Consider the following 23571-nt stretch of genomic DNA (forward strand, 5'->3'; position numbering starts at 1 on the left):
GGGTCAGCTCCTCTCCGCCGTGCCACGGCCCTGCGGGGCCGTGGGGGGCAGGGGGTCGGTGCGGGAGACCTGGGTCTCCGGGTAGGCCTCGTGGCCGGGGGCGGTGGGGGGCGCGGGGACCTCGTCGATCCGTTCCGCGGCCTCGACCCGTGCGGCGCAGACCTTGTACTCGGGGATCTTCGAGCGGGGGTCGAGGGCGTCCATGGTCAGGGCGTTCGCGGCCGTGGGGACGGGCCAGTGGTACGGGATGAAGACGGTGTCGGGGCGGATGGCCTCGGTGACCAGGGCCGGGAAGACCTCGCTGCCGCGGCGGGTGACCACCCGGACCGGGTCGCCGTTCTTGAAACCGTGCGAGGGGTGGACCTCCACCCAGGGCCGCGGGGTCTGTTCGACGAGGGCGCCCAGGCGGCGGGTCTGGTTGCCGGAGAGGAAGTGCGCGACGGTGCGGCCCGTGGTGAGGGAGAGCGGGTACTCCTCGGTGTAGGGGTCCATCGGCGCGTGCCACTCGACGACCTGTAGGTGGATCTTGCCGTCGGGGTGGAAGGTCTTGCCGCCCTCGAACAGCCGGGGGGTGCCCGGGTGGTCGGTGGAGGGGCAGGGCCACATGATCCCGCCGGTCTCCTCCAGGCGTTCGTAGGTGATGCCGTAGTAGTCGTTGACCGTGCCGGCCGAGGCGACGCGCAGTTCCTCGAACACCTCGCGGGAGCCGGCGAAGTCGAACTTGTCCCCGACGCCGAGGCGCTTGGCGAGTTCGCACATCACCCAGGTGTCCGTGCGCACGCCGGCGGGCGGCTCCTGCGCCTTGTTGTGCTTGACGACGCGGGCCTCGGTGTTGGCCATGACGCCCTCGTCCTCGGCCCAGACGGTGACCGGGAAGACCACGTGCGCGTTGGTCGCGGTCTCGGAGAGGAAGAAGTCGAACTGTGCGTGGAACTCCAGGGCGTCGTAGCCCTCCTTGACCGTCGCGTAGTTCGGCAGCGACACGAAGGGGTTGTTGCAGATGCCGATCAGACCGCGGATCTCGCGCCGCTGCATCTGCCAGACCATCTCCATCATGGAGGTTCCGGCGGGCGGGAGTTCGGACTCCTCGATGCCCCAGATGCGGCAGATCTGGCGCCGGTGCTCCTCGTTCATGATGGAGCGGCCGCCGGGCAGCAGGTCGGCCTTCTGGCCGTGCTCGCGGCCGCCCTGGCCGTTGCCCTGGCCGGTGATGGTGCCGTAGCCGGCTCCGGGCCGGCCCAGGTTTCCGGTGGCCACGCACAGGTTGATGACGGACAGGCAGTTCTCGACGCCCTGCGAGTGGTGCTCGATCCCGCGTGCGTGGAAGGCCATCGCCTTGCCGGCCCCGCCGAACATCCGGGCCACCTGGACGATCTGCTCGGCCGGGATCCCGCAGATCGCGGCGGACCGCTCGGGCGGGTAGCCGGCGACGTTCTCCTTGACCTCTTCCCAGCCGGTGGTGTGGGCGGCGAGGTAGGCGTCGTCGGTCAGCCCCTCGGCGACGATCACGTGCAGGACGGCGTTGAAGAAGGCCGAGTCGGTGCCGGGCTTGAGGGCGACGTGCACGTCGGCGGTGCGGGCGATGGCGGTCTCGCGCGGGTCGACCACGATCAGCGAGGCGCCCCGGTCGCGGGCGCCCCAGACGTACTGGGTCATCACGGGGAAGCACTCCCCCACGTTCGACCCGGCGATCAGCAGGCAGTCGGTGAGGAGGATGTCGGAGAAGGGGTTGGCGGCGCGGTCGATCCCGAAGGCCAGCTTGTTGGCGCCCGCGGCGCTGACCATGCACAGGCGGCCGTTGTAGTCGACGTGCCGGGTCTTGAGGGCGACCCGGCCGAACTTGCCCACCAGGTAGGTCTTCTCGGAGTACAGGCTGGCGCCGCCGAGCAGGCCGAAGGCGTCGTTGCCGTGTTCCTGCTGGATGCGCCTGACCTCGGAGACGGTGAAGTCGAGGGCCTCCTCCCAGGAGGCCTCCTTGAACTCCTCGTCGCGGGAACGGCGCATCAGCGGGCTCGTGAGCCGGTCGGGGTGGTTGACCTGCTGGTAGGCGTTGATGCCCTTGGGGCACAGCCGCATCCGGTTGATGTCGTGGTTGCGCGGCTCCACGCCGAAGACCTTGCCGCCCTTGTCCACGCGCAGGTACATCCCGCACTGCACCCCGCAGAAGCAGCAGTGGGTGGGGACGAGGGTCTCGCCGTTCTGGTCGGCGTGCCACTGGTCGGCGGGGATGCCGCCCGCGTCGCGGAAGTTGCGGGTGCCGGGCGGTGCGATGGAGGGGTCGATGGAGACGGGCACGGGCCGGGACCCGGCCTTGGCGGGGTCGGTCGCGGTCACTTGAAGCCCTTCTTGACGTGGGTCAGGTAGGCGTTGCCGCGCAGCACCCGCTTGCAGCGCGGGCAGTATTCGACGAAGGCGTTGAAGTCGAGCTTGAGGTCCCGCATCGTGCCGCGCAGGTTCTCCACGTACGGGGTGGTGTCGATGGGCTCCCCGCAGCGCTTGCAGGCGAAGACCTGCTCGTCCTGGCGGGCCGTGTACTTGAACAGCTGCATGCCGACGGCGGCCGGCCGCTGGACGATGTGGAAGAACTTCCCGAACGGGATGTAGATGAGGGTGAACACCACCGACACCATGTGCAGGATGGCGAGGAACTCGTAGCCGCCGCCGTGCAGGAAGATCGACGAGAAGGTCAGCAGCAGCCCGGTCACCGAGATCACGATCAGGCAGATCAGCGGCAGCAGGTCGTAGGCGAAGCGCTGGCCGGTGATGGCCCCGCGGTCCTTCATCCGGCGCCACAGGAAGTACGAGGCGCCGGGGATGACCAGGACCGCCGCGACGTCCAGGCCGTGGAACATCAGCCAGCCCACGATGTTCAGCGAGTCGAAGCCGAGCACCTTGAGGCCCCAGATCCGCATCTCGTACCCGGGGCCGGAGCCGCTGTCCGAGGTGAAGGTGAACCAGCCCCAGGTGAGCGGGAAGGTGATGAGCGCGGCCAGGATGCAGCCCCAGAAGATGAGCTGGTGGGCGGCCCAGCGGGCGCGTGAGCGGGCGCCGAGGAACTTCTGGAAGCCGAGGTAGGTGGCGATCATCTTCGGCAGGGCGGTGGGCGCCTTGCGGAAGTTCGCGGCCGAGAAGAAGCTGCCGAAGCCCTTCTTGAAGAGACGGCGGGCGCCGGGCGCGGAGACCCACACCGTGTACCGGTAGGCCACGCCGAAGGCCAGGAAGACGGTCGCGACCGCGTACGGCAGCAGCGCCGAGTCGAAGTCGCGCAGCAGCCGGCTGCCCAGCACGATGGCGACGATGAGCAGCAGCGAGACGGCGGTGCCGGCCAGGGTGGCCCGCGCGGTGACGGATCTGCCGGCCGGCGGCGGGGTTTCGGGTGCCTCCGGCGGTGGCGGGGGTGCGGCGAGTACTTCTGTGGGCTCGGACACAGCACCACGCTAGGCGGTCTGTGCCTGTTAGGCCCGTTATGCGACGGTGAACGTTGGGCCGAACGGGTTCAGACGGCGGTCAGGCCCCGGGCCTCGAAGATCTGCTTGGCCGCGGCCACCTGCTCCGCGTCGGGCGAGGGCGTGTCGTGGAGGGTGAAGTTCATGTCCAGCGCCTGCCACTTGCCCTCGCCCAGCTTGTGGAAGGGCAGCACGTCCACCCGCGAGACGTTGCCGAGGCCCGCGGCGAATGCGGCGACCCCCTCGATGTTCTCCGGCGCGTCGGTGAGCCCTGGCACCAGGACGAAGCGCAGGTGCACCTCCTTGCCGAGGTCCGCGAGGCGCTGCGCGAAGTCCAGGGTGGGCCGCAGCGGGCGGCCGGTGACCTTCCGGTACGTCTCCCGGTCCCAGGACTTGATGTCGAGCAGGACCAGGTCCGCGTCGCGCAGCAGGGCGTCGGTGGCCCGTACGCCGAGGAAGCCCGAGGTGTCCAGGGCGGTGTGCAGCCCCAGCTCGTGCTTCATCCGGTGCAGCAGCTCGCCCGCGAAGACCGGCTGGAGGAGCGGCTCGCCGCCCGAGACGGTGGCCCCGCCGCCGGACGCGGCGATGAAGGTGCGGTACTTGGCGGCCTCGGCGATCACGGCGTCGGCCGAGGTCCGCTTGCCGTTGCGCATCTTCCAGGTGTCGGGGTTGTGGCAGTACAGGCAGGTCAGCGGGCAGCCGGAGAGGAAGGTGACGAAGCGGGTGCCCGGACCGTCGACCCCGGTCGACAGGTCCCAGGAGTGCACGGAGCCCTCGCTCGGCCGCTGGGTCGCGGCGGCCGCGGGGGTGGCGGCGGCGCGGGCGATGTTCGCGCCGAGGAGGACGGTCATGGCAGGTGCTCCAGACTGATCCGGTGTCCGTGGATGCGCGCGGCCCGGGACGGGGTGGGGGGGGACCGTCCCCGGGCCGCGCGGTCTGAGGTGGCTCGCTGGGGCCGCGCTCCGCGCGCGGTGCGCCCTTAGAGCGAGCCGTGGAAGGTGCGGTTCAGCACGTCGAGCTGCTGGTCCCGCGTGAGGCGGACGAAGTTCACCGCGTAGCCGCTGACGCGGATGGTCAGCTGCGGGTAGTTCTCCGGGTGCTCCATGGCGTCCATGAGCGTGTCGCGGTTGAGCACGTTCACGTTCATGTGGAAGCCGTCGCTGGCCATGTAGCCGTCGAGCACGCCCGCCAGGTTCCTGATCCGCTCCTGGGGGGTGCGGCCGAGCCCGTCGGGGGTGACGGTGTTGGTCAGCGAGATGCCGTCCTCGGCGTCCTCGTAGGGGAGCTTCGCGACCGACAGCGCCGAGGTGACGTAGCCGTGGGTGTCGCGGCCGTTCATCGGGTTGGCGCCCGGCGAGAACGGCTCGCCCGCGCGGCGCCCGTCCGGGGTGTTGCCGGTCTTCTTGCCGTAGACGACGTTCGAGGTGATCGTCAGCACGGACTGGGTGTGCTCGGCGCCCCGGTAGGTCTCGTGCTTGCGGACCTTCCTCATGAACTCCTCGACGAGCCACACGGCGATGTCGTCGACGCGGTCGTCGTTGTTGCCGTACGCCGGGTACTCGCCCTCCACGCGGTAGTCGGTGGCCAGGCCCGTCTCGTCGCGCAGGGCGGTGACCTCGGCGTGCTTGATGGCGGACAGCGAGTCGGCGGCGACGGAGAGGCCGGCGATGCCGCAGGCCATGGTGCGGCGCACGTCGCGGTCGTGCAGTGCCATCTCGATGCGCTCGTAGGCGTACCGGTCGTGCATGTAGTGGATGACGTTCAGGGCGTGGACGTAGGTCTGGGCGAGCCACTCCATCTGCTCGTCGAACTTGGCCATGACCTGGTCGTAGTCCAGCACCTCGGAGGTGAGGGCGCCGGTCGCGGGGCCGACCTGGGCGCCGGACTTCTCGTCCCGGCCGCCGTTGATCGCGTAGAGGAGGGTCTTGGCGAGGTTCACGCGGGCGCCGAAGAACTGCATCTGCTTGCCGACCGGCATCGCCGACACGCAGCACGCGATGGCGGTGTCGTCGCCGAAGCGCGGACGCATCAGCTCATCGGACTCGTACTGCACCGAGGAGGTGTCGATCGAGACGCGCGCGCAGAACTCCTTGAAGCCCTGGGGCAGCTGCGGCGACCAAAAGACGGTCATGTTCGGCTCGGGGGCCGGGCCGAGGTTGTAGAGGGTCTGGAGGTAGCGGAAGGAGGTCCTGGTGACCAGCGGCCGGCCGTCCTCGCCCATGCCGGCGATCGACTCGGTGACCCAGGTGGGGTCGCCGGAGAACAGCTCGTCGTAGTCGGGGGTGCGCAGGAAGCGGACGATGCGCAGCTTGATGATGAAGTCGTCGACCAGCTCCTGGGCCTGCTCCTCCGTGAGGAGTCCGGCCTCGATGTCGCGCTGGAGGTAGACGTCGATGAAGGTGGAGGTGCGGCCCAGCGACATGGCCGCGCCGTTCTGCTCCTTCACGGCGGCCAGGTAGGCGAAGTACAGCCACTGGACGGCCTCGCGGCCGGTGGCGGCCGGGCGGGAGATGTCGTAGCCGTAGGAGGCGGCCATCGCCTTGAGCTCGGCGAGGGCGCGGATCTGCTCGGCGAGCTCCTCGCGCAGGCGGATCGTCTCCTCCAGCGGACGGCCGCCCGCGGGGAGGTAGTTCAGCTCCTCCTTCTCCTCCTTCTTGGAGGCGATGAGGCGGTCCACGCCGTACAGGGCCACGCGGCGGTAGTCGCCGATGATGCGGCCGCGGCCGTAGGCGTCCGGCAGACCGGTCACGACGCCGGCCTTGCGGGCGGCGCGGATCTCGGGGGTGTAGGCGTCGAACACACCGGCGTTGTGGGTCTTGCGGTACTCGGTGAAAACCTTCTCCAGCTCCTCGGAGACCGGGTAGCCGTAGGTCTCCAGGGCGCCGGCGACCATGCGCCAGCCGCCGTACGGCATGATCGCGCGCTTGAGCGGGGCGTCGGTCTGGAGGCCGACGATCAGGTCCTTGTCGCGGTCGATGTAGCCGGGGGCGTGGGCGGTGATCGAGGACGGGATGTCGTGGGCGATGTCGTAGACGCCCTTCTCGCGCTCCTCCGGGAACTTGTCCGTGATCGCCTTCCACACGGCCGTGGTGCGCTCGGTGGGGCCGACGAGGAAGGCGTCGTCGCCCTCGTACGGCGTGTAGTTCTGCTGGATGAAGTCGCGGACGTCGATGGCGTCACGCCACAGGCCGCCCTTGAAGCCCTCCCAGGCCTCGCCGATCTTCGTGGTCTCCGCAGGGGTGGCAGTCATCGCCCGCACCTTCTTCAGTCGCCTTATTGCTTGTGTCCATTGCACGCCTTTTGATCGATCATTTGGCGCCGCGTTGGTCCCTAGCTGACGCCCGAAGGTCCTGCCCGCTCCGCCCGACCACCCCCCAGGCCTGCTCTGACCTGCTGTTTCGTGAGGGCCGAAGGTCCATCGTGCGCTTGTGAAAACTTTCACAAGTTTCTCGAGAAATCAGACAATACGAACCAGGGCGAAGCCTGTGGATACCGCGACGCACGTCGTGACCAGGCCCGGCAGCATGAAGGAGTGGTTGACGACGAACCGGCCGACCCGGGTGGTACCGGTCCGGTCGAAGTTGATCGCCGCAATGAAGGTCCCGTAGGTCGGCAAGAGGAAATAGCCGTTCACGGCGGGCCACATCGCGATGAGGAACGGTGCCGGTATGCCCAGGGCGAGGCCGAGCGGCATCAGGGCCTTCGTGGTGGTGGCCTGGCTGAACAGCAGCGCGGAGAGGAGCAGCAGCATGACGGCGAAGAACCACGGATGGTCCTGGGCGACCCCGCCGAGGGCGCCGGTGATCCGGGCCTCGTTGGCGCCGATGAAGGACAGGCCCAGCCAGGACAGCCCGAAGACACCGATGACCGCGACCAGTCCGGACCTGGCCACGTCCGTCGCCGGAACGCGCTTGGCGTCGACCTTGCACACCAGCAGGATCAGCGCGGCCACGGCCATCATGAGGATCTCGACGGTGGCGGGCATGGAGAGCGGGCCCTTGCCCGTGTCGGGGCGCAGGGCGGGGAACAGCCCGCTGACGACCACGGCCGCGGTCCCGCCGAGGAAGAGGTACGCCGACCAGCGCGCCCGCGGCCGGGGCGCGGCGGAGGCTTCGGCCGGGGCGGGGGCCTCGAGCTCCCCGGCGGCGAGCCGGCGCAGGTACTCGGTGTCCCGGTCGAGCTCCCTGCCGACCCTGGACTGCACGGCGGCCGCGACCAGCACGCCGAGGAGGGTGGCGGGGACGGCGACCGCCATGATCCGGGGGAGGTTCCAGCCGTCGCCGTCGAACATCACGATCATGGCGGCCATGGCGGCGGAGACGGGCGACGCGGTGATACCGAAGGTGGCCGCGATGGAGGCCGCCGCGATAGGCCGCTCGGGCCGGACCCCGCCCTCGCGGGCCACGTCGTGGATGACGGGCAGCAGCGGGTAGAAGACGTGCGCGGTGCCGGCGCCGAGGGTGAACGCCCAGGAGACGAGGGGGGCGACGTAGACCACCCTGCGGGGGTTTCGCCGGATGGCCCGCTCGGCCAGCGCGACGAGGTGGTCGATGCCGCCCGCGGCCTCCATGGCCGCGGCGGCCGTGATCACCGCGAGGATGATCAGCATGACGTCGACGATGCCGGAGGTGTCGGCGGGGGTCACCCCGAAGAAGGTCGCGAGCACGAACACCCCGACGGCTCCCCAGAGCCCCATGGCGACGCCGCCCTTCCGCGACCCGAGCCCGATGGCCGCGACCATGACCCCGAGCTGCAGAAACATGCCGAGCACTGGTGTGGCCTTTCGTGGCGGGGAGTGCTTCGCCGCGCAGCCGCACGGCGCGCCGGGGCTCCGCCCCGAACCCGGGGGTCAGGGCGGAGCCCCGGGGGCCCCGGAAGGGCGGAGCCCCGGGAGGGGCGGGACGGCCTAGCTGGGTGCCTCGGCGCCCGGGCGGGCGTAGAACCACCAGGCCACGACCACGCAGGAGGCGTAGAAGCCCACGAAGCCCCACATCGCGCTCGTCACGGCGAAGTTGGCGAACATCGCCGGGATGAAGAAGAACCCGTAGGCGGCGATCGCGGCCGTGAACCCGGTCACGGCGCCCGACTCGATCTCGGCCTGCTTCAGCGCGGCCGTGTACTGCGGCGTGCCCTCCGTCAGCCCCTTCAGGTGCTGGCTGCGGAAGATCACCGGGATCTGCCGGAAGGTCGAGCCGTTGCCGATGCCCGAGAAGAAGAAGGCCGACAGGAAGCAGAAGAAGAAGCCGTAGAAGGACCCGGCGTCAGAGCCGGCCGGCAGGAAGGTGATCACACCGATGATGGAGGCCGCCATGCCCACGAAGGACAGGATCGTCACCCGGGCGCCGCCCAGCTTGTCGGCGATCCAGCCGCCCGCCCAGCGGGCGAGTGCGCCGAGCGCCGGGCCCATCCAGGCGTAGGTGGCCACCGAGTACGCGGGGAAGGTGGTCTTGATCAGCAGGGGCAGCGCCGCCGCGAAGCCGATGAAGGAGCCGAAGGTGCCGACGTAGAGCCAGGTCATCAGCCAGTTGTGCTTGCGCTTGAAGATGATCTTCTGCTGGCTGAAGGGGGTGGAGGCCACCTTGAGGTCGTTCTGGCCGAACCAGGCCACCGCGGCCAGCACGATCAGCACCGGCACCCACACGAAGGCCGCGTTCTGGAGGTAGATCTCCGAGCCGTTCGCCTTCTTCTGGCCCGCGCCGATCGCCAGCACCGACGAGGTGATCAGGATCGGGGTCAGCAGCTGGACCACGGACACGCCCAGGTTGCCCAGTCCGCCGTTGATGCCCGTCGCGTTGCCCTTCTCCCGCTTCGGGTAGAAGAAGCCGATGTTGGCCAGGGAGGAGGAGAAGTTCGCGCCGCCGATGCCGCACAGCGCGGCGATCGCGATCATCGTGCCGTACGGGGTGTCCGGGTTCTGCACCGCGAAGCCCAGCCACAGCAGCGGCACGATCAGGACGACCGTGGAGACCGCCGTGAAGCGGCGCTGCCCGATCATCGGGCCGATGAAGGTGTAGAGGATGCGCGCGGTACCGCCGGTGATGCCGGGGACCGCCGTCAGCCAGAACAGCTGGGACTGCGAGAAGCCGAAGCCGACGTCCTTGAGGTTGGTCGCCGTGATGCTCCACACCTGCCAGACCACGAAGGCCACCAGCAGCGCCGGCACCGCGATCCACAGGTTGCGGGTCGCGACCCTCTTCCCCGTCGACTGCCAGAAGGAGGGATCCTCCGGCGTCCATTCGGTGATGGTGCGGCCGGGACGGTACTGCGCCGGATCGGCGAGCTGCGGCCGTACCGCGACCGCGTCCTTCGTGGCGGAACTCATGGTGTGTCCTCAGAGGTCGAGGGGTGTCCTTGCCTATCCAGATTCCGTGTCCGCGACCGCCTCGCGGCAGAGGAGAACGCACTGGGGTCGACGGGACAAGGTCCCGTCGACCCCAGTGCGTTCGGCCGTGCGTCAGTCCAGGCCGTGCGTCAGTCCAGCGGGAGCACCGGCAGACGGACCTCCGGATCGTCCAGGCAGACACCGGTCCGCAGGTCGAAGACCTGCTTGTGCATCGGGGAGGCGACGACGGGGACCCCGTCGCGCGAGCCCATGATCCCGTTGGCGATGACGTCCGCTCCCGAGAAGGGGTCCCGGTTGCCGACGGCGTACACCTCTCCGGTCCGGTCCTTGAAGAGGGCCGCCTGCGTGCCGTCCGCCAGTACGGCGGCGCGGCCGCGCCCCGGCTCGAGGGACTGCGGGGCGGCACCGAAGTCGACCGTCCCGAAGCGCTCCAGCGCCACCGGGTCCTCCAGGACCGCCTGCCACTCGTCCTGGTACGCCGCCACGTGCCGCTCCATCTGCGCCTCCAGCTCCGCGCAGATGCCGAGCGCGTCCTCGATCAGGACCTCCCGCAGCTGCTCCAGGCCGCCCTCCAGCCGCTCGATCCAGGCCGCCGTGCGCTCCAGGCGCTCACCCGTGCGGATGTAGTACATGAGGAACCGGTCGACGAGGACGAAGAGTTCGGCCGCCGTCAGGTCCGCGGCCAGCAGGTCCGCGTGGCGCGGCGACGCACCGCCGTTGCCGCCCACGTACAGGTTCCAGCCGTTGGCGGTCGCGATGACGCCGATGTCCTTGCCCCGGGCCTCCGCGCACTCGCGCAGGCACCCCGAGACCCCGCCCTTGAACTTGTGCGGGGTGCGCAGCCCCCGGTAGCGCAGCTCCAGGTCGATCGCCAGCTGGATCGAATCCCCCTGCCCGAACCGGCAGAAGCGGGCGCCGACGCACGACTTGACCGCGCGCAGCGACTTCCCGTACGCCTGCCCGGACTCGAAGCCCGCCCCGCCCAGCCGGCGCCAGATGTCCGGCAGCTGCTCCTTGCGGACCCCGAAGAGCCCGATCCGCTGCGCCCCGGTGATCTTCGTGTAGAGGCCGTAGTCGCGGGCCGCCTCGCCCAGTGCGATGACCTGTTCGGGGGTGATCTCGCCGCCCGCGACGCGCGGGACGACCGAGTAGGTGCCGTCCTTCTGGAGGTTGGCGAGGAAGAGGTCGTTGGAGTCCTGCAGGGCCGCCTGCTCGCCCGCCAGGACGTGCCCGAGGCCCAGGTCCGGGGCGAGGGTGCCCAGGACGTTGGCCACCACCGGCTTGCAGACGGCGCAGCCCTCGCCGCCCTCCCCGTAGGCCTCCAGCAGTTCGCTGAAGCCGCGGATGTGCTCGGTGCGGACCTTCTCGTAGATCTCGGCGCGGGTGAGGGCGAAGTGCTCGCACAGGCCGCGCGGCTTCTCGATGCCCGCCGCCGCCAGTTCGGCGTCCAGCACCGCCTGGAGGGTGCCGAGGCAGCCGCCGCAGCCCGTACCCGCCTTGGTGCACTTCTTGATCCCGCCGATGTCGGTGAGCGCCTCGGCGACCACGGCGTCCCGAACCTGCGCCTTGGTGACGTTGTGGCAGGAGCACACCACCGCCTCGTCCGGCAGGGAGTCCGCTCCCGGCAGCGCGGCGCCCTCCGCCGCGGGCAGCAGGAAGGCCTCCGGCGGGGCCGGCAGGACCCGGCCCGCGTGCGGCTTCAGCGAGCCGTAGGCCTCGGCGTCGCCGACCAGGATGCCGCCGAGCAGCGCGCCGTCCGGGCCCAGCAGCAGCTTCTTGTACACGCCTTCGCGCGCGTCGGAGAACACCACGGAGACGGCCCCGTCCCGGCCCTCCGGGGCGAACGGGTCGCCGAAGGAGGCCACGTCGGCGCCCATCAGCTTGAGCTTGGTGGAGGTGTCGGCTCCGGTGAAGGTCAGCGTCCCGGCGCCCGCGAGGGCCTCGGCGACCGTCTCGGCCATCTGGTAGCCGGGCGCGACCAGGCCGTACACCTTGCCGTCCACCGTCTGCGCGCACTCGCCGACCGCGTAGACGTACGGGTCGCTCGTCCGGCAGTGCCCGTCCACGACCACGCCGCCGCGGTCGCCGACCGCCAGCCCGCACTCGCGCGCCAGGCGGTCGCGCGGGCGCACGCCCGCCGAGAAGACCACCACGTCCGCGCTGATGTCCTGCCCGCTGGTCAGCCGGAGGCTGACGGCGCGGCCGTCGCCGTCGGTGCCGACCCCCGCCGCGCCGACGCCCGTGTGCACGGCGACGCCCATCGACTCGATGGTGGCCCGCAGGGCGGCCGCGCCGCCGTCGTCCACCTGGAGCGGCATCAGCCGCGGCGCGAACTCCACCACGTGGGTGGCCAGTCCGAGGGTCCGCAGGGCTCCCGCCGCCTCCAGGCCGAGCAGCCCGCCGCCGATGACCACTCCGGTCCGGGCGCCCGCGGCGTAGGCGGTGAGCGCCTCGACGTCGTCGAGCGTCCGGTAGGTGAAGCAGCCCTCGGCGTCCGCGCCCTCGATCGGCGGGACGAACGGGTACGAGCCCGTCGCCAGCACCAGGGCGTCGTAGCCGACGACCGCCCCGGACCGGCTGGTCACCGTACGGGCGGCGGTGTCGATCTGCTCGGCCGGGTCACCGAGGCGCAGGTCGATGCCGTACCGCGCGAGGAAGCCGGGGCGGGCGAGCGCGAGCTCCTCGCCGGTGGCGCCGGTGAAGGCGGCGGACAGGTGCACGCGGTCGTAGGCGGGGCGCTCCTCCTCGGCGAGGACGGTCACCTGCCACCCGGTGTCGCCGGGGCGGGCCGGGTCCGCGAGCGCGTCGCGCTCGGCGAGCGCCTCCAGCAGGCGGTGCCCCACCATGCCGTGCCCGATGACAACCAGCGTCTGCGCCATGGGTCTCACTCCGTGCGTGCGTATGTTCCCTCGTGCTCCCGACCTCTCGACCGTAGGCCGCCTCCGCTGCCCCCGGGCGCCGAAAAGGGCCCCGGGGCCGGGGTCCACGGCCCCCTCCGCGACGGGACCTGCGGCCCCCGGCGAGGGCCCTTCGACGCCCTCCCGGGGGCCCCGCCCGCGCCTAGCGTGAAGGCATGCTCGTACTCGCCGTGCACGGCAGCGCGGTCGCGGCCGCCGCCGCGGCCACCGCCCGGCTCACCGCCGCCATCGAGGCCCTGAGCGGGGTCCGCGCGGTCGTGGGCCACCTGGACGTCCAGTCGCCGTCCCTGGCCGAGGTCGTACGGGAGCACCCGAACGCCGTGGTGGTCCCGCTGCTGCTCGGCGACGGCTACCACCGCCGCATCGACGTCCCGGCCGCCTTGGACGGCACCGGCTGCGTGCTGACCGAGGGCCTCGGCGGCGAGCCCGCCGTCGCGCTCGCCCTGCACGGCCGCCTGCGGGAAGCCGAGCGCCGCCGGGGCCCCTACGCGCGGGCCGACGCGGTGGTCGTGGCGGGCGCGGGCTCCTCCCGGCCCGGCGGCAACGCCGGTACGCAGGACTGCGCGGCCCGGCTCGCCGCGCTGCTGGCGGACGACCGCGGCCCCGACCCGGTCCCGGTCCTGCCCGCCTACCTGACCTCGGCCGGGCCCACCGTGCCCGAGGCCCTGGCCGCCCTGCGCGCCGCAGGCCACCACCGGATCGCCGTGGCCGCGCACCTGCTGGCCCCGGGCCGGTTCACCCGCGCCCTGGCGGGGTGCGGCGCCTGGACCGTGTCGCAGCCGCTGGCCGACCATCCGCGCCTGGCCCGGCTGGTGGTGGAGCGGTACGCGACCGCCCGGGGCACCCGGGCGGTCAGGGCCGCGCGTCTGGCCTGCTGAAACCCCGGGCATCTGGTCTGCTGGCCGCTATGGCGTACATCCCCATGACCGCGCGCAGCCGCGACGAGCACCACCGCGCGGCCACCCCGCTGGAGCTGTTCTTCGACCTCTGCTTCGTCGTCGCGATCGCGCAGGCGGGCGCCCGGCTGGTGCACGCGCTGGCGGAGGGCCATCCCGGTGCCGGCGTGGTCGGCTACTTCTTCGTCTTCTTCGGCGTGTGGTGGGCGTGGATGAACTTCACGTGGTTCGCCTCCGCCTACGACTGCGACGACGTGCCGTACCGGATCGCGACGCTCGTCCAGATCGCGGGCGTGCTCGTCTACGCGGCGGGCGTGAGCCGGGCCTTCGACGAGAACGACTGGACCGTGGCCGTCATCGGCTACCTGATCATGCGGGTGGCGCTCACCGCGCAATGGCTGCGGGCCGCCGCCGGGGAGAGCGGGGCGGCGCGCACCGCCGCGCTCACGTATGCGGCGGGGCTGGTGGTCTGCCAGGCCGCCTGGGTGGCGCTGCTGTTCGCCCCGGACGGCTGGAAGCGGTGGCTGTTCCTGGTCCTGGTCGCCATGGAGCTGCTGGTCCCGGTGATCGCCGAGCGCGGCCACCAGACGCCGTGGCACGCGCACCACATCGTGGAGCGGTACGGCCTGTTCACCATCATCGTGCTGGGCGAGACGATCGCCGCGAGCACGGTGGCGGTGAAGTCGGCCCTCGACGAGCACGAGGCGCTGGACCAGCTGCTCCCGATCGCCGGCGGCGGACTGCTGATCGTCTTCGCCGCCTGGTGGATCTACTTCGCGGTGCCGATGCACGAGTACCTGACCTCGAACCGGCAGGCCATCCCGTGGGGTTACGGCCACCTGCTGGTCTTCGCCTCCGGTGCGGCGATCGGGGCGGGCATCGAGGTCGCGGTGGAGCACGCGGTGGGCAAGGCCCACGTCTCGCAGATCGCCGCCAACGCGGCCGTGACCGTGCCGACGGCGATCTTCCTGATGATGGTGTGGTTCCTGCACTCCCGCCACTTCAAGCGGGGCCCTGCACAGCAGCTCACCCTGCCGGTGTCCGCGCTCGCCGTCCTGGCCTGCACGTGGGCGGGGGCGTACGCGGTCCTCTACGCGGGCCTGGTCGCGGCCGCGACGGTCGCCGTGGGCCTGACCCTGGCCGCGCGGCCGCCTCGCTGACCGCGCCGTCGCCGGAGCCGAGCCCCTGACGGCCGGCTGCCCGGCCGTCACTCCTCCGGTCCCGGCGGCGTTGGCAGGCCATGACACTCCCCGCACAACGCCCCGGCCAAGACCCCGGCAGGGAACTGGCCGAGCCCGGGTTCTGGCTGCAGCCCCCCGCACACCGCCTCGCGGCCTTCGCCCGCCTGCGGGCCCTGGAGGCGCCCGTCTTCGTCCCCGAAGGGCCCGGGCACGGGCACTGGGCCCTCGTCCGCCACGCCCACGTGCAGGAGGCCAGCCGCCTGCCCAAGGTCTTCGCCAGTGCGCCCGGCGTGACCACCCCCGAGCCCGCCCGCTGGGTCCGCGCCCTGTTCGGGGACTCGATGGTCAATCTGGACGGCCCCGACCACGCCCAGCTCCGCAAGATCGTGCAACGGGCCTTCACGCCCCGCCTGCTGGCCGCCGCCGAGGCGGACATCCACGCGGTGGCCGCCCGCATCGTGGACGACGTACTGGCCGAGCAGCCCGACGAGTTCGTCTCGGCGGTGGCCTCCCGCCTGCCCCTGGAGGTCATCTGCAACATGATGGGCATCCCGGAGCACCACCGGCCCGAGATCGCCGACCGCGTCAACCACGCCTCCGAGAACATCGGCGTGGAGCGCGGCCTCGCCGCCCGGCTGCGGATGCCCGGGCGCGGCCTGCGCGCGCTCGCCCGGATGCAGCGGATGGTGGCCGGCATCGGGCGGGAGCGGCGCAAGAACCCCGCCGACGACCTGATCTCGGCGCTGGTGTGCGCGAACGTCGACGGCCAGGCCCTCGGCGCCCGCCAGCTCGGCGCCTTCTTCTCGCTCCTGATGGTCGCCGGGGTGGAGACCACCCGCAACGCGATCACGCACGGCCTGACCCTGCTGACCGACCACCCCGGCCAGCGCGACCTGCTGCTCTCGGACTTCGAGGAGCACGCGGACGGCGCGGTCGACGAGATGATCCGCCACTCGACGCCGATCATCCAGTTCCGCCGGACCCTGGCCACCGAACACACCCTGGGCGGACACGACTTCCGCCCGGGCGACAAGGTGGTCCTGTACTACGCCTCCGCCAACCGCGACGAGGCGGTCTTCCCGGACCCCGACGCCTTCGACATCACCCGCTCGCCCAATCCGCACCTGGGGTTCGGCGGGGGCGGGCCGCACTTCTGCCTGGGCGCGCACCTGGCCCGGGTGGAGATGAAGGCGCTCTTCCGCGAACTGCTCACCCGGCCGGTCGGCCTGCGCGCGGTGGGCCTGCCGGACCTGGCCGGGTCGAACTTCGACAACCGGGTCCGCTCGCTGAAATTCGCCTTCGAACGCCCCTGAGCGCGACGGGGGGCGGGAGGCGGGAGGCGGGAGGCGGGAGGCGGACAACGGAAACCGGCCACCGGGCAGGCTGGGAGCCCGGCGGCCGGAGCATGGGGCGCGCCCCGCGGCGCGGCTACTTCTGCAGGCGCCGCACGGTCAGCACACAGTGCGCGCTGCCGGTGAGCACCGCCTCGTCGCCCGCGAACGCCTGCAGGGTCGGCGCGTCGACCGGCTGGCCGGGGACCGCCTCGGGCCAGGCGCGGGTGGCGAAGAGGAAGTAGGCCTGCCCGCTCTCGTTCGCCGCGGCGACCCACTCGTCGGGGGCGGTGCACTGGGCGTTCATCCCCGGCAGGGTGAGCGCGATCTGGTTGCCCTCCAGCAGGATCTGCACGGGGAAGGCGGCCGGGTTGCGGGTGCCGTCCATGACGACGTCGCCGATGGGCAGGCCGATCTCCTCCAGCAGCCCGCGGGCCGCCGCCTCGCCGGCCTCCGGACCGCCCGGGCCGTCACCGAGGGTGTAGGCGAGGAGGTACGGGATGTCGTGCGCCTCGGAAGGGTCGCCGATCCAGGCGAGCACCGAAAGGGTGCCGAGCTGGGACCGGTCGATCTCGGCTTGAGTAGAAGTCATGCGCCGCACCCTAGTGGTCTGCCGCCCGACCCCTTCACGGCCTTTCACCCGGGCGGGCTAGACCGCCCAGAATCCCCCTCCGGAATTCGCCTGGATGTTCGCGTCCTGGTACTGGAGCCGCTCAATGCGCGCGTTTTCCGGGATTTCGAACACGACCCATCCCTCGGCCCGCTCACCGACCGCGAGGGAATCGAAGACGAGGGGTTTGCCGGTGGTCAGCTCACCCGTGGGCACCACCGGGTGGCGCTGTCCCGCGCCGTCGTGCGCCCACATGCGTCCGAGCGCCCCGTACGAGGCCCCGCCCACGTTGACGAACGACATCGAGGCGGCCACCCAGCGCTTGCCGGCCGGCGGGGCGAAGTTCTCCTCCACGCTGACCGCGGGGTCCACGTACGCGCTCAGCACCGCCTCCAGGTGCCGGCCGACCTGCCGGCCGTGCACCCGTACGGCTTCACCCACACGGGCGTCCTTCACCCCGGTGCGCGCCTCCGAGCCCTCGGCGCCCGGCGCCCCGTCGTCCACCACGACGGCGGGCGCCGCGGCGGGGGCCAGTGCGGCCCCCTCGGGCGCGCTCTGGCAGGCCGTGGCGCCGCACACCAGCAACGGGAGGAGAACGGCGGCGAACCGCGGGAGGCGGGAGGCGGGGCGGCGGCGGGCGGGAGCGGCGGACTGGCGCATGCGGGATCCCTTCGGGGACGTATTTCGGTCAGTCTCACGCGCCCGAGCGGGGAATTGCACACACCGACACGAGTACGCGCGGCGGGCATGTACGGCGAGTTGCCCGCCGACTGCCAGCACAATTCGTTGCGGCGGAATCCCGCCGCCCCATCCACCCGGAGGAATCATGGGTATTCACGGAACCCGCATGGCCCTTGCGGCACTGTCCGCGCTGGCCGCCACGGCGGTATTCGCCGTCGCCGCCGAAGCCACTTCTTTCGACCAGGGGATTTCCGTACAGCCGTACGGTCATATCTCCGAGGACGGTACGGTCACCCTTTCCGGCACGTACCACTGCGAGAACCCGTCACCCGTGGGGGCGAAGCTCCAGATCGCGGCGGCCGTCGTCCAGGACGGCACGCGGCTCGCCTTCGGCGGCGGCGAGGCGAAGTGCGACGGACAGGAGCACGCGTGGGAGGCCACCGGCTCGCTGAAGTTCACCCCGGCCGTCCACCCGGGCCCGGCGCTCGCCGAGGCCCAGCTCAACGAGATCCACTTCTCGGGCCTGATGCCGCGCTCCATCGACACGGTCGCGGCGGACCGCAAGGAGATCAACCTGGTCGCCCACCACTGAGACGGCCGCTGCGGTCCGGGGCGCGCCCGGCCGGTAGCCGCCGCTACCGGCACTCGGGCGCGACGTCCGTCATCGACATGAACGCCACCGACTGGCACTCGGGGTCCGCGTGCGGCCGCCCCGTCGTCCAGTCCACGACCGTCGGTACTCCGGCGGCCAGCAGGAGCAGGGCCACGATGCCCGTCGCGGCGCCTCTGCTCAGCCTGCGCACAGCACGATCCGTTCCATACCGCGCATCATCGCCCCGCCCCGGGCATCCCACAACTCGGGGTGACCATCCGGTCACCCCGCGCTCCGGGGGCTGCCCGCGGCGTCGAACTCGCACCACACCGCCTTGCCGTCGCCGCGGGACTCCACCCCCCAGTGCGTGGCCAGCGCGTCCACGAGCAGCAGCCCGCGCCCCGTGGTCGCCGCCTCGCCCGGGGTGCGGCGGCGCGGCCACACGCTGGAGCGGTCCTTGACCCACAGCCGGATCCGCCGGACCGGCTCGGGCAGCACCTCCATCGTCAGCACCGCTCCGCCGTCGGTGTGCAGCAGGGCGTTGACCAGCAGCTCCCCGGCGGCCAGTTCCACGTCGTCGGCGAGGTCCGGCATGCCCCAGTCCCGCAGCGCCTGGCGCAGGGCGTAGCGGGCCTCCGACAGGCCCTCCGGGTCGGCCTGGTGGATGTACTGGTGGATGCGCGGGGCCCGGTGGGTGCCGGGGTCGGGCTCCCGGCGCAGCACCAGCAGGGCCACGTCGTCCCCGGAGCCCCAGCGCTCCCAGAGCCGGTCCGAGAGGTGGTCGGCGAGGGCCCCGGCCTCCTGCGGGCCGCTGCTGACCGCGTGGGCGAGGGCCGCCATCCCCTGGGTGATGTCGGTGCCCGGCTCCTCCACCAGGCCGTCCGTGCACAGCACGAGGGTCTCGCCCGGGACCAGGTCGAGCCGGGTCTCGGGGAACTCCTCCCGCTCGAAGGCCGAGGCCAGCCCGAGCGGCAGGCCGCCGCGCACGTTGGGCCAGCCCGTCCGGCCGTCGGTGTGCCGGATCAGCGGGCCGATGTGGCCCGCGCGCACGGCCCGTACGCCGCCCGTCTCCAGGTCCACCTGGGCGTACATGCAGGTCGCGAAGCGCTCGGTGTCCAGTTCGGCGAGGAACCGCGAGGCCCGCGCCAGCACGGTGGACGGCGGATGCCCCTCCCCCGCGTACGCCCGCAGCGCGATCCGCAGCTGGCCCATGATGGCCGCCGCGTGCGTGTCGTGGCCCTGGACGTCGCCCACCACGATGCCGACCCGGTCGCGGGGCAGGGCGATCACGTCGTACCAGTCCCCGCCGACCTCGCGCCCGCTCCAGGCGGCGTGGTAGCGGACCGCGATCTCCCCGCCGGTGATCTCCGGGATCCGCCGCGGCAGCATGGCGGCCTGGAGCCCGGTGGCGAACTCCCGCTCCTGGTCGAAGAGGAGCGCGCGCTGGAGGGACTGGGCCACGATGCCCGCGAGGCCGAGGCACAGGTTGCGCTCCTCGGGGCTGAACTCGGTGCGCCGCCGGTAGAAGAGGACCAGCCCGCCGATGGCCTGGGCCTGCGCGATCAGCGGCAGGTAGGCGGCCGCGTCGAACCGGATCCGGCTCAGGTAGTCGCTGAGCAGCGGGAACTCCTCGCCGAGCGCGCTGAGCGAGGTGGCGAACCGTGCCTGCCTGCTGAGCACCGCCTGCGAGAGCGGAAGCGAACCGTCCAGCCGGGTGAACCGCCGCTCGCTGAGGATCTCCAGCGACTCCCCGCTCAACGCGATGATCTTCATGGTGCCGCCCTCGACCAGCCCCAGGGCCAGCCCGTCGGCGCCGAGCCGCTCCAGCGCGCCCGCCCCGGTCAGCGCGGCCGTGACGTCGTCGACCGTCACCGCCCGCGAGAGGGCCTCCGTGGTCCGCTGGACGATGGTCGTCTGCTGGGCCCTGGCCGTCTCCAGTTTGCGCAGCATGGTGGCCTGGGCCAGCTCCGCCGTCGCGTCCCGGACGATCCCCACGATCCGCCGCGGATGCCCGTCCCCGTCCCGCAGCACCCGGCCCTGGGTGTGCGTCCACTGGTCGCGGCCGTCGCGCCGCTGCACCGTGAAGTAGGCCCCGTACGACTCGCCGCCGCAGTCCAGGACCCCCGCCACCGTCTCGGCCAGCCGGGCGCCGTCCTCCGGCGGGATCCGCAGCCCGAGTCCCTCCGGGGTGCCGTCGAAGCGGTCCGGCTCCAGGTCGAAGACGTCCATCCCGGCCTCGTCCAGGGCCAGCGAGCCGGCGTCCAGGTCCCACTCGAAACTTCCCATGCCGTTCAGCGCGAGCCGCTCCCCCGGGCCCGTCTGGGGAGACCGCCGGTCCGGCTCGGGACGGTCGCGCTCCTCCGCTGCCACGAGACACACCACCTAACGGCCGGGCCAGCACGGCTGGGAGATCAGCCGCTCCCACTCCTCGTCAGGATGCCCCGGAAGGGTGCGCCCGGCCTCCCGCCAGCGCTTGACGAGGGAGAGGTAGATCGGGGGCTGGGCGGGGTGGGACGCCGTCGCGTACGGGCCGCGGTCGTACCCGGAGGCCCGGATCGTGGCGGGCTGTTCGCCGCGACTGGCGGGAATCCGTACCCAGCCACGGCCCTGTGCTCGCTCCGCGCTCATCGCGGACCCCTCTCACCGCGTGTCTCTCCGCGGATGTCACCGCAGATACGTCTTGGGATGCCCGGCTGCGGCCCGCGCACACCGGGCCTCACCGGCGGAGCCCGGCACCGGGCCCCGTGCGCCGAGCCGTTTGCGGACTCCTCTCACCAGTCTCCCCGCCGTGAAGCCCGCGCCGTGCACGAATCGCATGGAAGGGCCGAACGAGGGAGCCGTCAGCAGCCCCGCGAAGAACAGTCCGGGCCACGAGGACTCGAAGCCCGGACTCAGCTCCGGCGTCCCGCTGCCCCCCACGGTCTCCAGCGCCGCCCGCAGCCCCGCGTCGAGCAGCTCCAGCCGGGCCAGGTCCGGGGTGAACCCGGTGGCGGCGATGACGTGCGCGGTGTCCAGGACCACTGACTCGCCGGACCCGTTGGTCAGGCCGAGCCGGGTCCGCTCGCCCACCGCGACCGCCCGGTGCAGGCGGTGCCCGAGCAGCACGGGCACCCGCCGCTCGAAGCGGTCCCGCAGCCACCACGCGCCGGCCGGGCCCAGCGCGGTCGCCGCGATCCGCTCCCGGGTGGCGGCGGGCAGCCGCCGCACCGCCCAGGGCAGCTCCGACCACGCCCAGCTCCGCCAGCCGGTGCCCAGCCCGCTGTGCGGATCGCGCAGGGCGCGCAGCGCGGGGCGGCTCAGGGGCTGCGGCACCGCGTTCCAGTTCAGCCGGGCGCGCCGGGCCACCAGGCAGGGCCGGGCGCCCTGCTCGGCCAGCAGGGCGGCGGTCTCCAGGGCCGCCTGCCCGGCCCCGAGCACGGCGACCTCGAGCCCGGCGAAGCGGGTCAGGTCCCGGTGTCGGCTGCTGTGCGAGTAGTGGCCCGGCGGCAGTTCGCGCAGCGTCTGCGGATGGTGGGCGAACGGCATCACCCCGACGGCGAGCGCGACCGTACGGGCGAGCAGCGGCGGTCCCTCGGCGGTGTGCACGCGGAAGCCGTCTCCCTGCGGGGTCACCTCCGTGACGGTCACCTCCTCCACCTCGGGCGCGGCCTGGCGGGCGAACCACATCCCGTAGTCGCTGAACGTGCCGATCGGCAGCGGAGTGCCGTGTTCCGCGACCAGTCCCCGGGTGGCGCAGTACTCGGCCAGGGTGTGCCGCCCGTCCGGTGCGGACAGGTTGGAGGACCAGGGCTCCGACTTCAGGTACATGCCGTCGGGCATGTGGTCGCGCCAGGAGGCCATCGGCCTCCCCAGGAGCCGTACGTCGAGCCCCGCACCCGCCGCGTGCGCGGCGATCGACAGCCCGTACGGGCCCGCGCCGACCACCACGAGATCGTCCATCCGGCTCACGGTCTTCCTTCCACTGTCGTGCTCAACGGGTCACCAGCTCGTCCGGCGCCGCCGGCGCCTCCGGCGGCGCGGGGGAGAGCGGGGACGGGCCGGGCTGGTCCCGCCCCCGCTGGCGGGGCGCCCGAACCGCCGCCAGGGCGGTGCGCCGGCCCTGGGCGGGCACCCCCCGCAGGACGCGCGCCCCCTTGCCGAACCCGCGCCCGAGGAAGGCTGCGAGCATGCCCAGGAACGGCATCAGGTCGTCGCCGGCGAACCAGGCGGCCTCCACCCGCCCCCGGTCCCGGCCCGCCGCGGGCCGCCCGGGCAGGCCCGGGCCGGACCGGACCGGACCGGACCGCCGGCCGGCCGCGGCCGGCGGGGCCGGATCCGCGGCGCCCGCCGCCGGACCCGGCGCGCGGCGGCGCGGCAGGGATCCGCCGCGCACGGCCGCGAGCAGCGCGTAGTTCTCGGCGACGAACACCCGACCCGGCCCGCCCACGGGCTCCGGGACCCGCTGGCCCGTCAGATCGAGGTACATCGCCTGTACGACGTCCAGCCCGGCGGTGTCCGTGAACAGCCGGAACTGCGCGCCCGGGCGGGGGTTGAAGTCCACCAGCCGGAAGGTGCCCCGCTCGTCCCGGCGGAAGTCCAGGTCCAGGATCCCCTGGTAGCCCAGCCGTTCGGCGAGCCGCAGCCCCGCCTCCTCCACCGCGGGGTCCGGCAGCCAGCGGCCCACCGCCGTCAGCCCCGTCCGTACCGGCCACGACAGCTCCTTGCGGCCCGATCCCGCCAGCAGCGGACGCCCGCCCCGGGCGAAGGCGCCGTGGAAGAACCAGTCCGTGTCCGGCCCGGCCGGCAGGAACCGCTGGAGCAGCAGCCGGCTGCCGGCCTCGGCGGAGCGCTCGTACAGCCGCCGCGCCTCGGCGACGGTGTGCACCAGCGTGGTGCTGCGCAGCCCGTCGGCCCCGGACGGCAGCAGCCAGGGCCGGCTCCACTTCGCGACCACGGGCAGACCCAGCCGCCAGGCGGCCTCCGCCGCCTCGCCGCCGCTCGCCGGGACGACCGTCTCCGGGTGCGGCACGTCCCAGCGCGCGCAGAGCCGCGCCAGCTCGGCCTTGTCGGCCACCCGGGCGGGCAGGTTGTCGGGCTGATGGGGAATCCGGAAACGGTCCGTCAGCACCGGCCCGATCCGCGAGACCGTGATCGCGCTCAGATCGTCCATGGCGATCAGCACCGCAGGCCGGCCGATCCGCTCCGACACCCCGGTCAGGCACTCCAGCAACGCCTCGGGCGTCTCCGGGTCCAGCCCGCCGGCCGGCCCGGGATGCACGGCGCGCACATAGCGCGAACGCCCCATGGGACCTCCCCCGGCCTCGACGACGGCATGGACCTCCACGCCCCTGCGGCCAAGGGATCTGACGGCGCCGAGGGTTCCGTGGTGGAACGGATTGCGGTCGAGTCTGAGCAGAACGGCGGGCACATGGTTGAGATACGCGTGCATGGCAGCGGTGTCTTTCACCTAGTCGGACCAAGCGGGGATGGTGTGCACCTGCGAATGGCCTACGGCAGCGGCACCGAACAGGGCATTCGTCAGATCTGATGCCTAACGTCTTTGGTAAGCACACCGATTCAGGAAAGCTCGGGAG

At 72.5% G+C, this 23571-nt stretch carries 19 protein-coding genes; 5 read left to right on the forward strand and 14 right to left on the reverse strand.

Annotated features, from left to right (window positions below):
• Nucleotides 1–3: 3 nt before the first annotated feature.
• From AB0D66_RS12365 to nirB, 7 genes are all read right to left on the reverse strand, one after another.
• The gene (locus tag AB0D66_RS12365; RefSeq protein ID WP_362300720.1) at nt 4–2334 is read right to left on the reverse strand and encodes a molybdopterin oxidoreductase family protein; all 2331 of its coding nucleotides are present in this window, start codon (nt 2332–2334) and stop codon (nt 4–6) included.
• Nucleotides 2331–3428 carry an MFS transporter gene (locus AB0D66_RS12370; RefSeq protein ID WP_362300723.1) on the reverse strand — a complete coding sequence of 366 codons (1098 nt, stop codon included), beginning with the start codon at nt 3426–3428 and terminating at the stop codon, nt 2331–2333. The genes AB0D66_RS12365 and AB0D66_RS12370 overlap by 4 nt, the downstream gene beginning before the upstream one ends.
• A 68-nt stretch (nt 3429–3496) precedes the next feature.
• A complete protein-coding gene (gene pflA, locus AB0D66_RS12375) occupies nt 3497–4297 on the reverse strand; it encodes a pyruvate formate-lyase-activating protein (protein ID WP_362300725.1) in 801 nt (266 codons plus the stop codon).
• A gap of 128 nt (nt 4298–4425) precedes the next feature.
• Nucleotides 4426–6696, reverse strand: coding sequence for a formate C-acetyltransferase (gene pflB / locus AB0D66_RS12380; RefSeq protein ID WP_362300727.1), 2271 nt, complete (start codon nt 6694–6696; stop codon nt 4426–4428).
• A gap of 207 nt (nt 6697–6903) precedes the next feature.
• Nucleotides 6904–8208 carry an anaerobic C4-dicarboxylate transporter family protein gene (locus AB0D66_RS12385; protein WP_362300730.1) on the reverse strand — a complete coding sequence of 435 codons (1305 nt, stop codon included), beginning with the start codon at nt 8206–8208 and terminating at the stop codon, nt 6904–6906.
• Between the two features lie 144 nt (nt 8209–8352).
• The gene (locus AB0D66_RS12390) at nt 8353–9768 is read right to left on the reverse strand and encodes an MFS transporter (protein ID WP_362300733.1); all 1416 of its coding nucleotides are present in this window, start codon (nt 9766–9768) and stop codon (nt 8353–8355) included.
• A gap of 149 nt (nt 9769–9917) precedes the next feature.
• Nucleotides 9918–12668 (reverse strand): nitrite reductase large subunit NirB, encoded by a 2751-nt coding sequence (gene nirB / locus AB0D66_RS12395; protein WP_362300735.1) that lies wholly within the window; start codon nt 12666–12668, stop codon nt 9918–9920.
• Nucleotides 12669–12862: 194 nt separating this feature from the next.
• Between nirB and AB0D66_RS12400 the strand changes: the two genes are divergently transcribed.
• From AB0D66_RS12400 to AB0D66_RS12410, 3 genes are all read left to right on the forward strand, one after another.
• Nucleotides 12863–13585 (forward strand): CbiX/SirB N-terminal domain-containing protein, encoded by a 723-nt coding sequence (locus AB0D66_RS12400; RefSeq protein ID WP_362300737.1) that lies wholly within the window; start codon nt 12863–12865, stop codon nt 13583–13585.
• A gap of 29 nt (nt 13586–13614) precedes the next feature.
• On the forward strand, nt 13615–14763 hold the full coding sequence (locus tag AB0D66_RS12405; protein WP_362300740.1) for a low temperature requirement protein A: 1149 nt from the start codon (nt 13615–13617) through the stop codon (nt 14761–14763).
• An 80-nt stretch (nt 14764–14843) separates the two neighbouring features.
• Nucleotides 14844–16097 (forward strand): cytochrome P450, encoded by a 1254-nt coding sequence (locus AB0D66_RS12410; RefSeq protein ID WP_362300743.1) that lies wholly within the window; start codon nt 14844–14846, stop codon nt 16095–16097.
• Nucleotides 16098–16212: 115 nt separating this feature from the next.
• Here AB0D66_RS12410 and AB0D66_RS12415 read toward each other — a convergent pair whose 3' ends face one another.
• Nucleotides 16213–16707, reverse strand: a complete 495-nt coding sequence (locus AB0D66_RS12415) for a DUF5949 family protein (protein ID WP_362300746.1) — start codon at nt 16705–16707, stop codon at nt 16213–16215.
• Nucleotides 16708–16764: 57 nt separating this feature from the next.
• Complete coding sequence (locus tag AB0D66_RS12420; protein ID WP_362300749.1) at nt 16765–17385, reverse strand: DUF4352 domain-containing protein; 621 nt, start codon at nt 17383–17385, stop codon at nt 16765–16767.
• A 187-nt stretch (nt 17386–17572) separates the two neighbouring features.
• On the opposite strand from AB0D66_RS12420, the gene AB0D66_RS12425 reads away from it, so the two are divergent.
• Complete coding sequence (locus AB0D66_RS12425; protein ID WP_362300751.1) at nt 17573–17998, forward strand: DUF6299 family protein; 426 nt, start codon at nt 17573–17575, stop codon at nt 17996–17998.
• A 43-nt stretch (nt 17999–18041) separates the two neighbouring features.
• Here AB0D66_RS12425 and AB0D66_RS12430 read toward each other — a convergent pair whose 3' ends face one another.
• From AB0D66_RS12430 to AB0D66_RS12450, 5 genes are all read right to left on the reverse strand, one after another.
• Nucleotides 18042–18209 (reverse strand): hypothetical protein, encoded by a 168-nt coding sequence (locus tag AB0D66_RS12430; RefSeq protein ID WP_362300754.1) that lies wholly within the window; start codon nt 18207–18209, stop codon nt 18042–18044.
• Nucleotides 18210–18280: 71 nt separating this feature from the next.
• Nucleotides 18281–20368 carry a SpoIIE family protein phosphatase gene (locus AB0D66_RS12435; protein WP_362300757.1) on the reverse strand — a complete coding sequence of 696 codons (2088 nt, stop codon included), beginning with the start codon at nt 20366–20368 and terminating at the stop codon, nt 18281–18283.
• A 12-nt stretch (nt 20369–20380) separates the two neighbouring features.
• The gene (locus AB0D66_RS12440) at nt 20381–20626 is read right to left on the reverse strand and encodes a hypothetical protein (RefSeq protein ID WP_362300760.1); all 246 of its coding nucleotides are present in this window, start codon (nt 20624–20626) and stop codon (nt 20381–20383) included.
• Nucleotides 20627–20662: 36 nt separating this feature from the next.
• On the reverse strand, nt 20663–21937 hold the full coding sequence (locus tag AB0D66_RS12445) for an NAD(P)-binding domain-containing protein (protein WP_362300763.1): 1275 nt from the start codon (nt 21935–21937) through the stop codon (nt 20663–20665).
• A 31-nt stretch (nt 21938–21968) separates the two neighbouring features.
• Nucleotides 21969–23282, reverse strand: a complete 1314-nt coding sequence (locus AB0D66_RS12450; RefSeq protein WP_362300766.1) for an ATP-grasp domain-containing protein — start codon at nt 23280–23282, stop codon at nt 21969–21971.
• Nucleotides 23283–23309: 27 nt separating this feature from the next.
• Between AB0D66_RS12450 and AB0D66_RS12455 the strand changes: the two genes are divergently transcribed.
• Nucleotides 23310–23525: a hypothetical protein gene (locus AB0D66_RS12455; RefSeq protein ID WP_362300769.1), complete on the forward strand. Its 216-nt coding sequence runs from the start codon at nt 23310–23312 to the stop codon at nt 23523–23525.
• Nucleotides 23526–23571: the final 46 nt, after the last annotated feature.

Source organism: Streptomyces sp. NPDC048270 (assembly GCF_040652335.1).
Classification (GTDB): domain Bacteria; phylum Actinomycetota; class Actinomycetes; order Streptomycetales; family Streptomycetaceae; genus Streptomyces.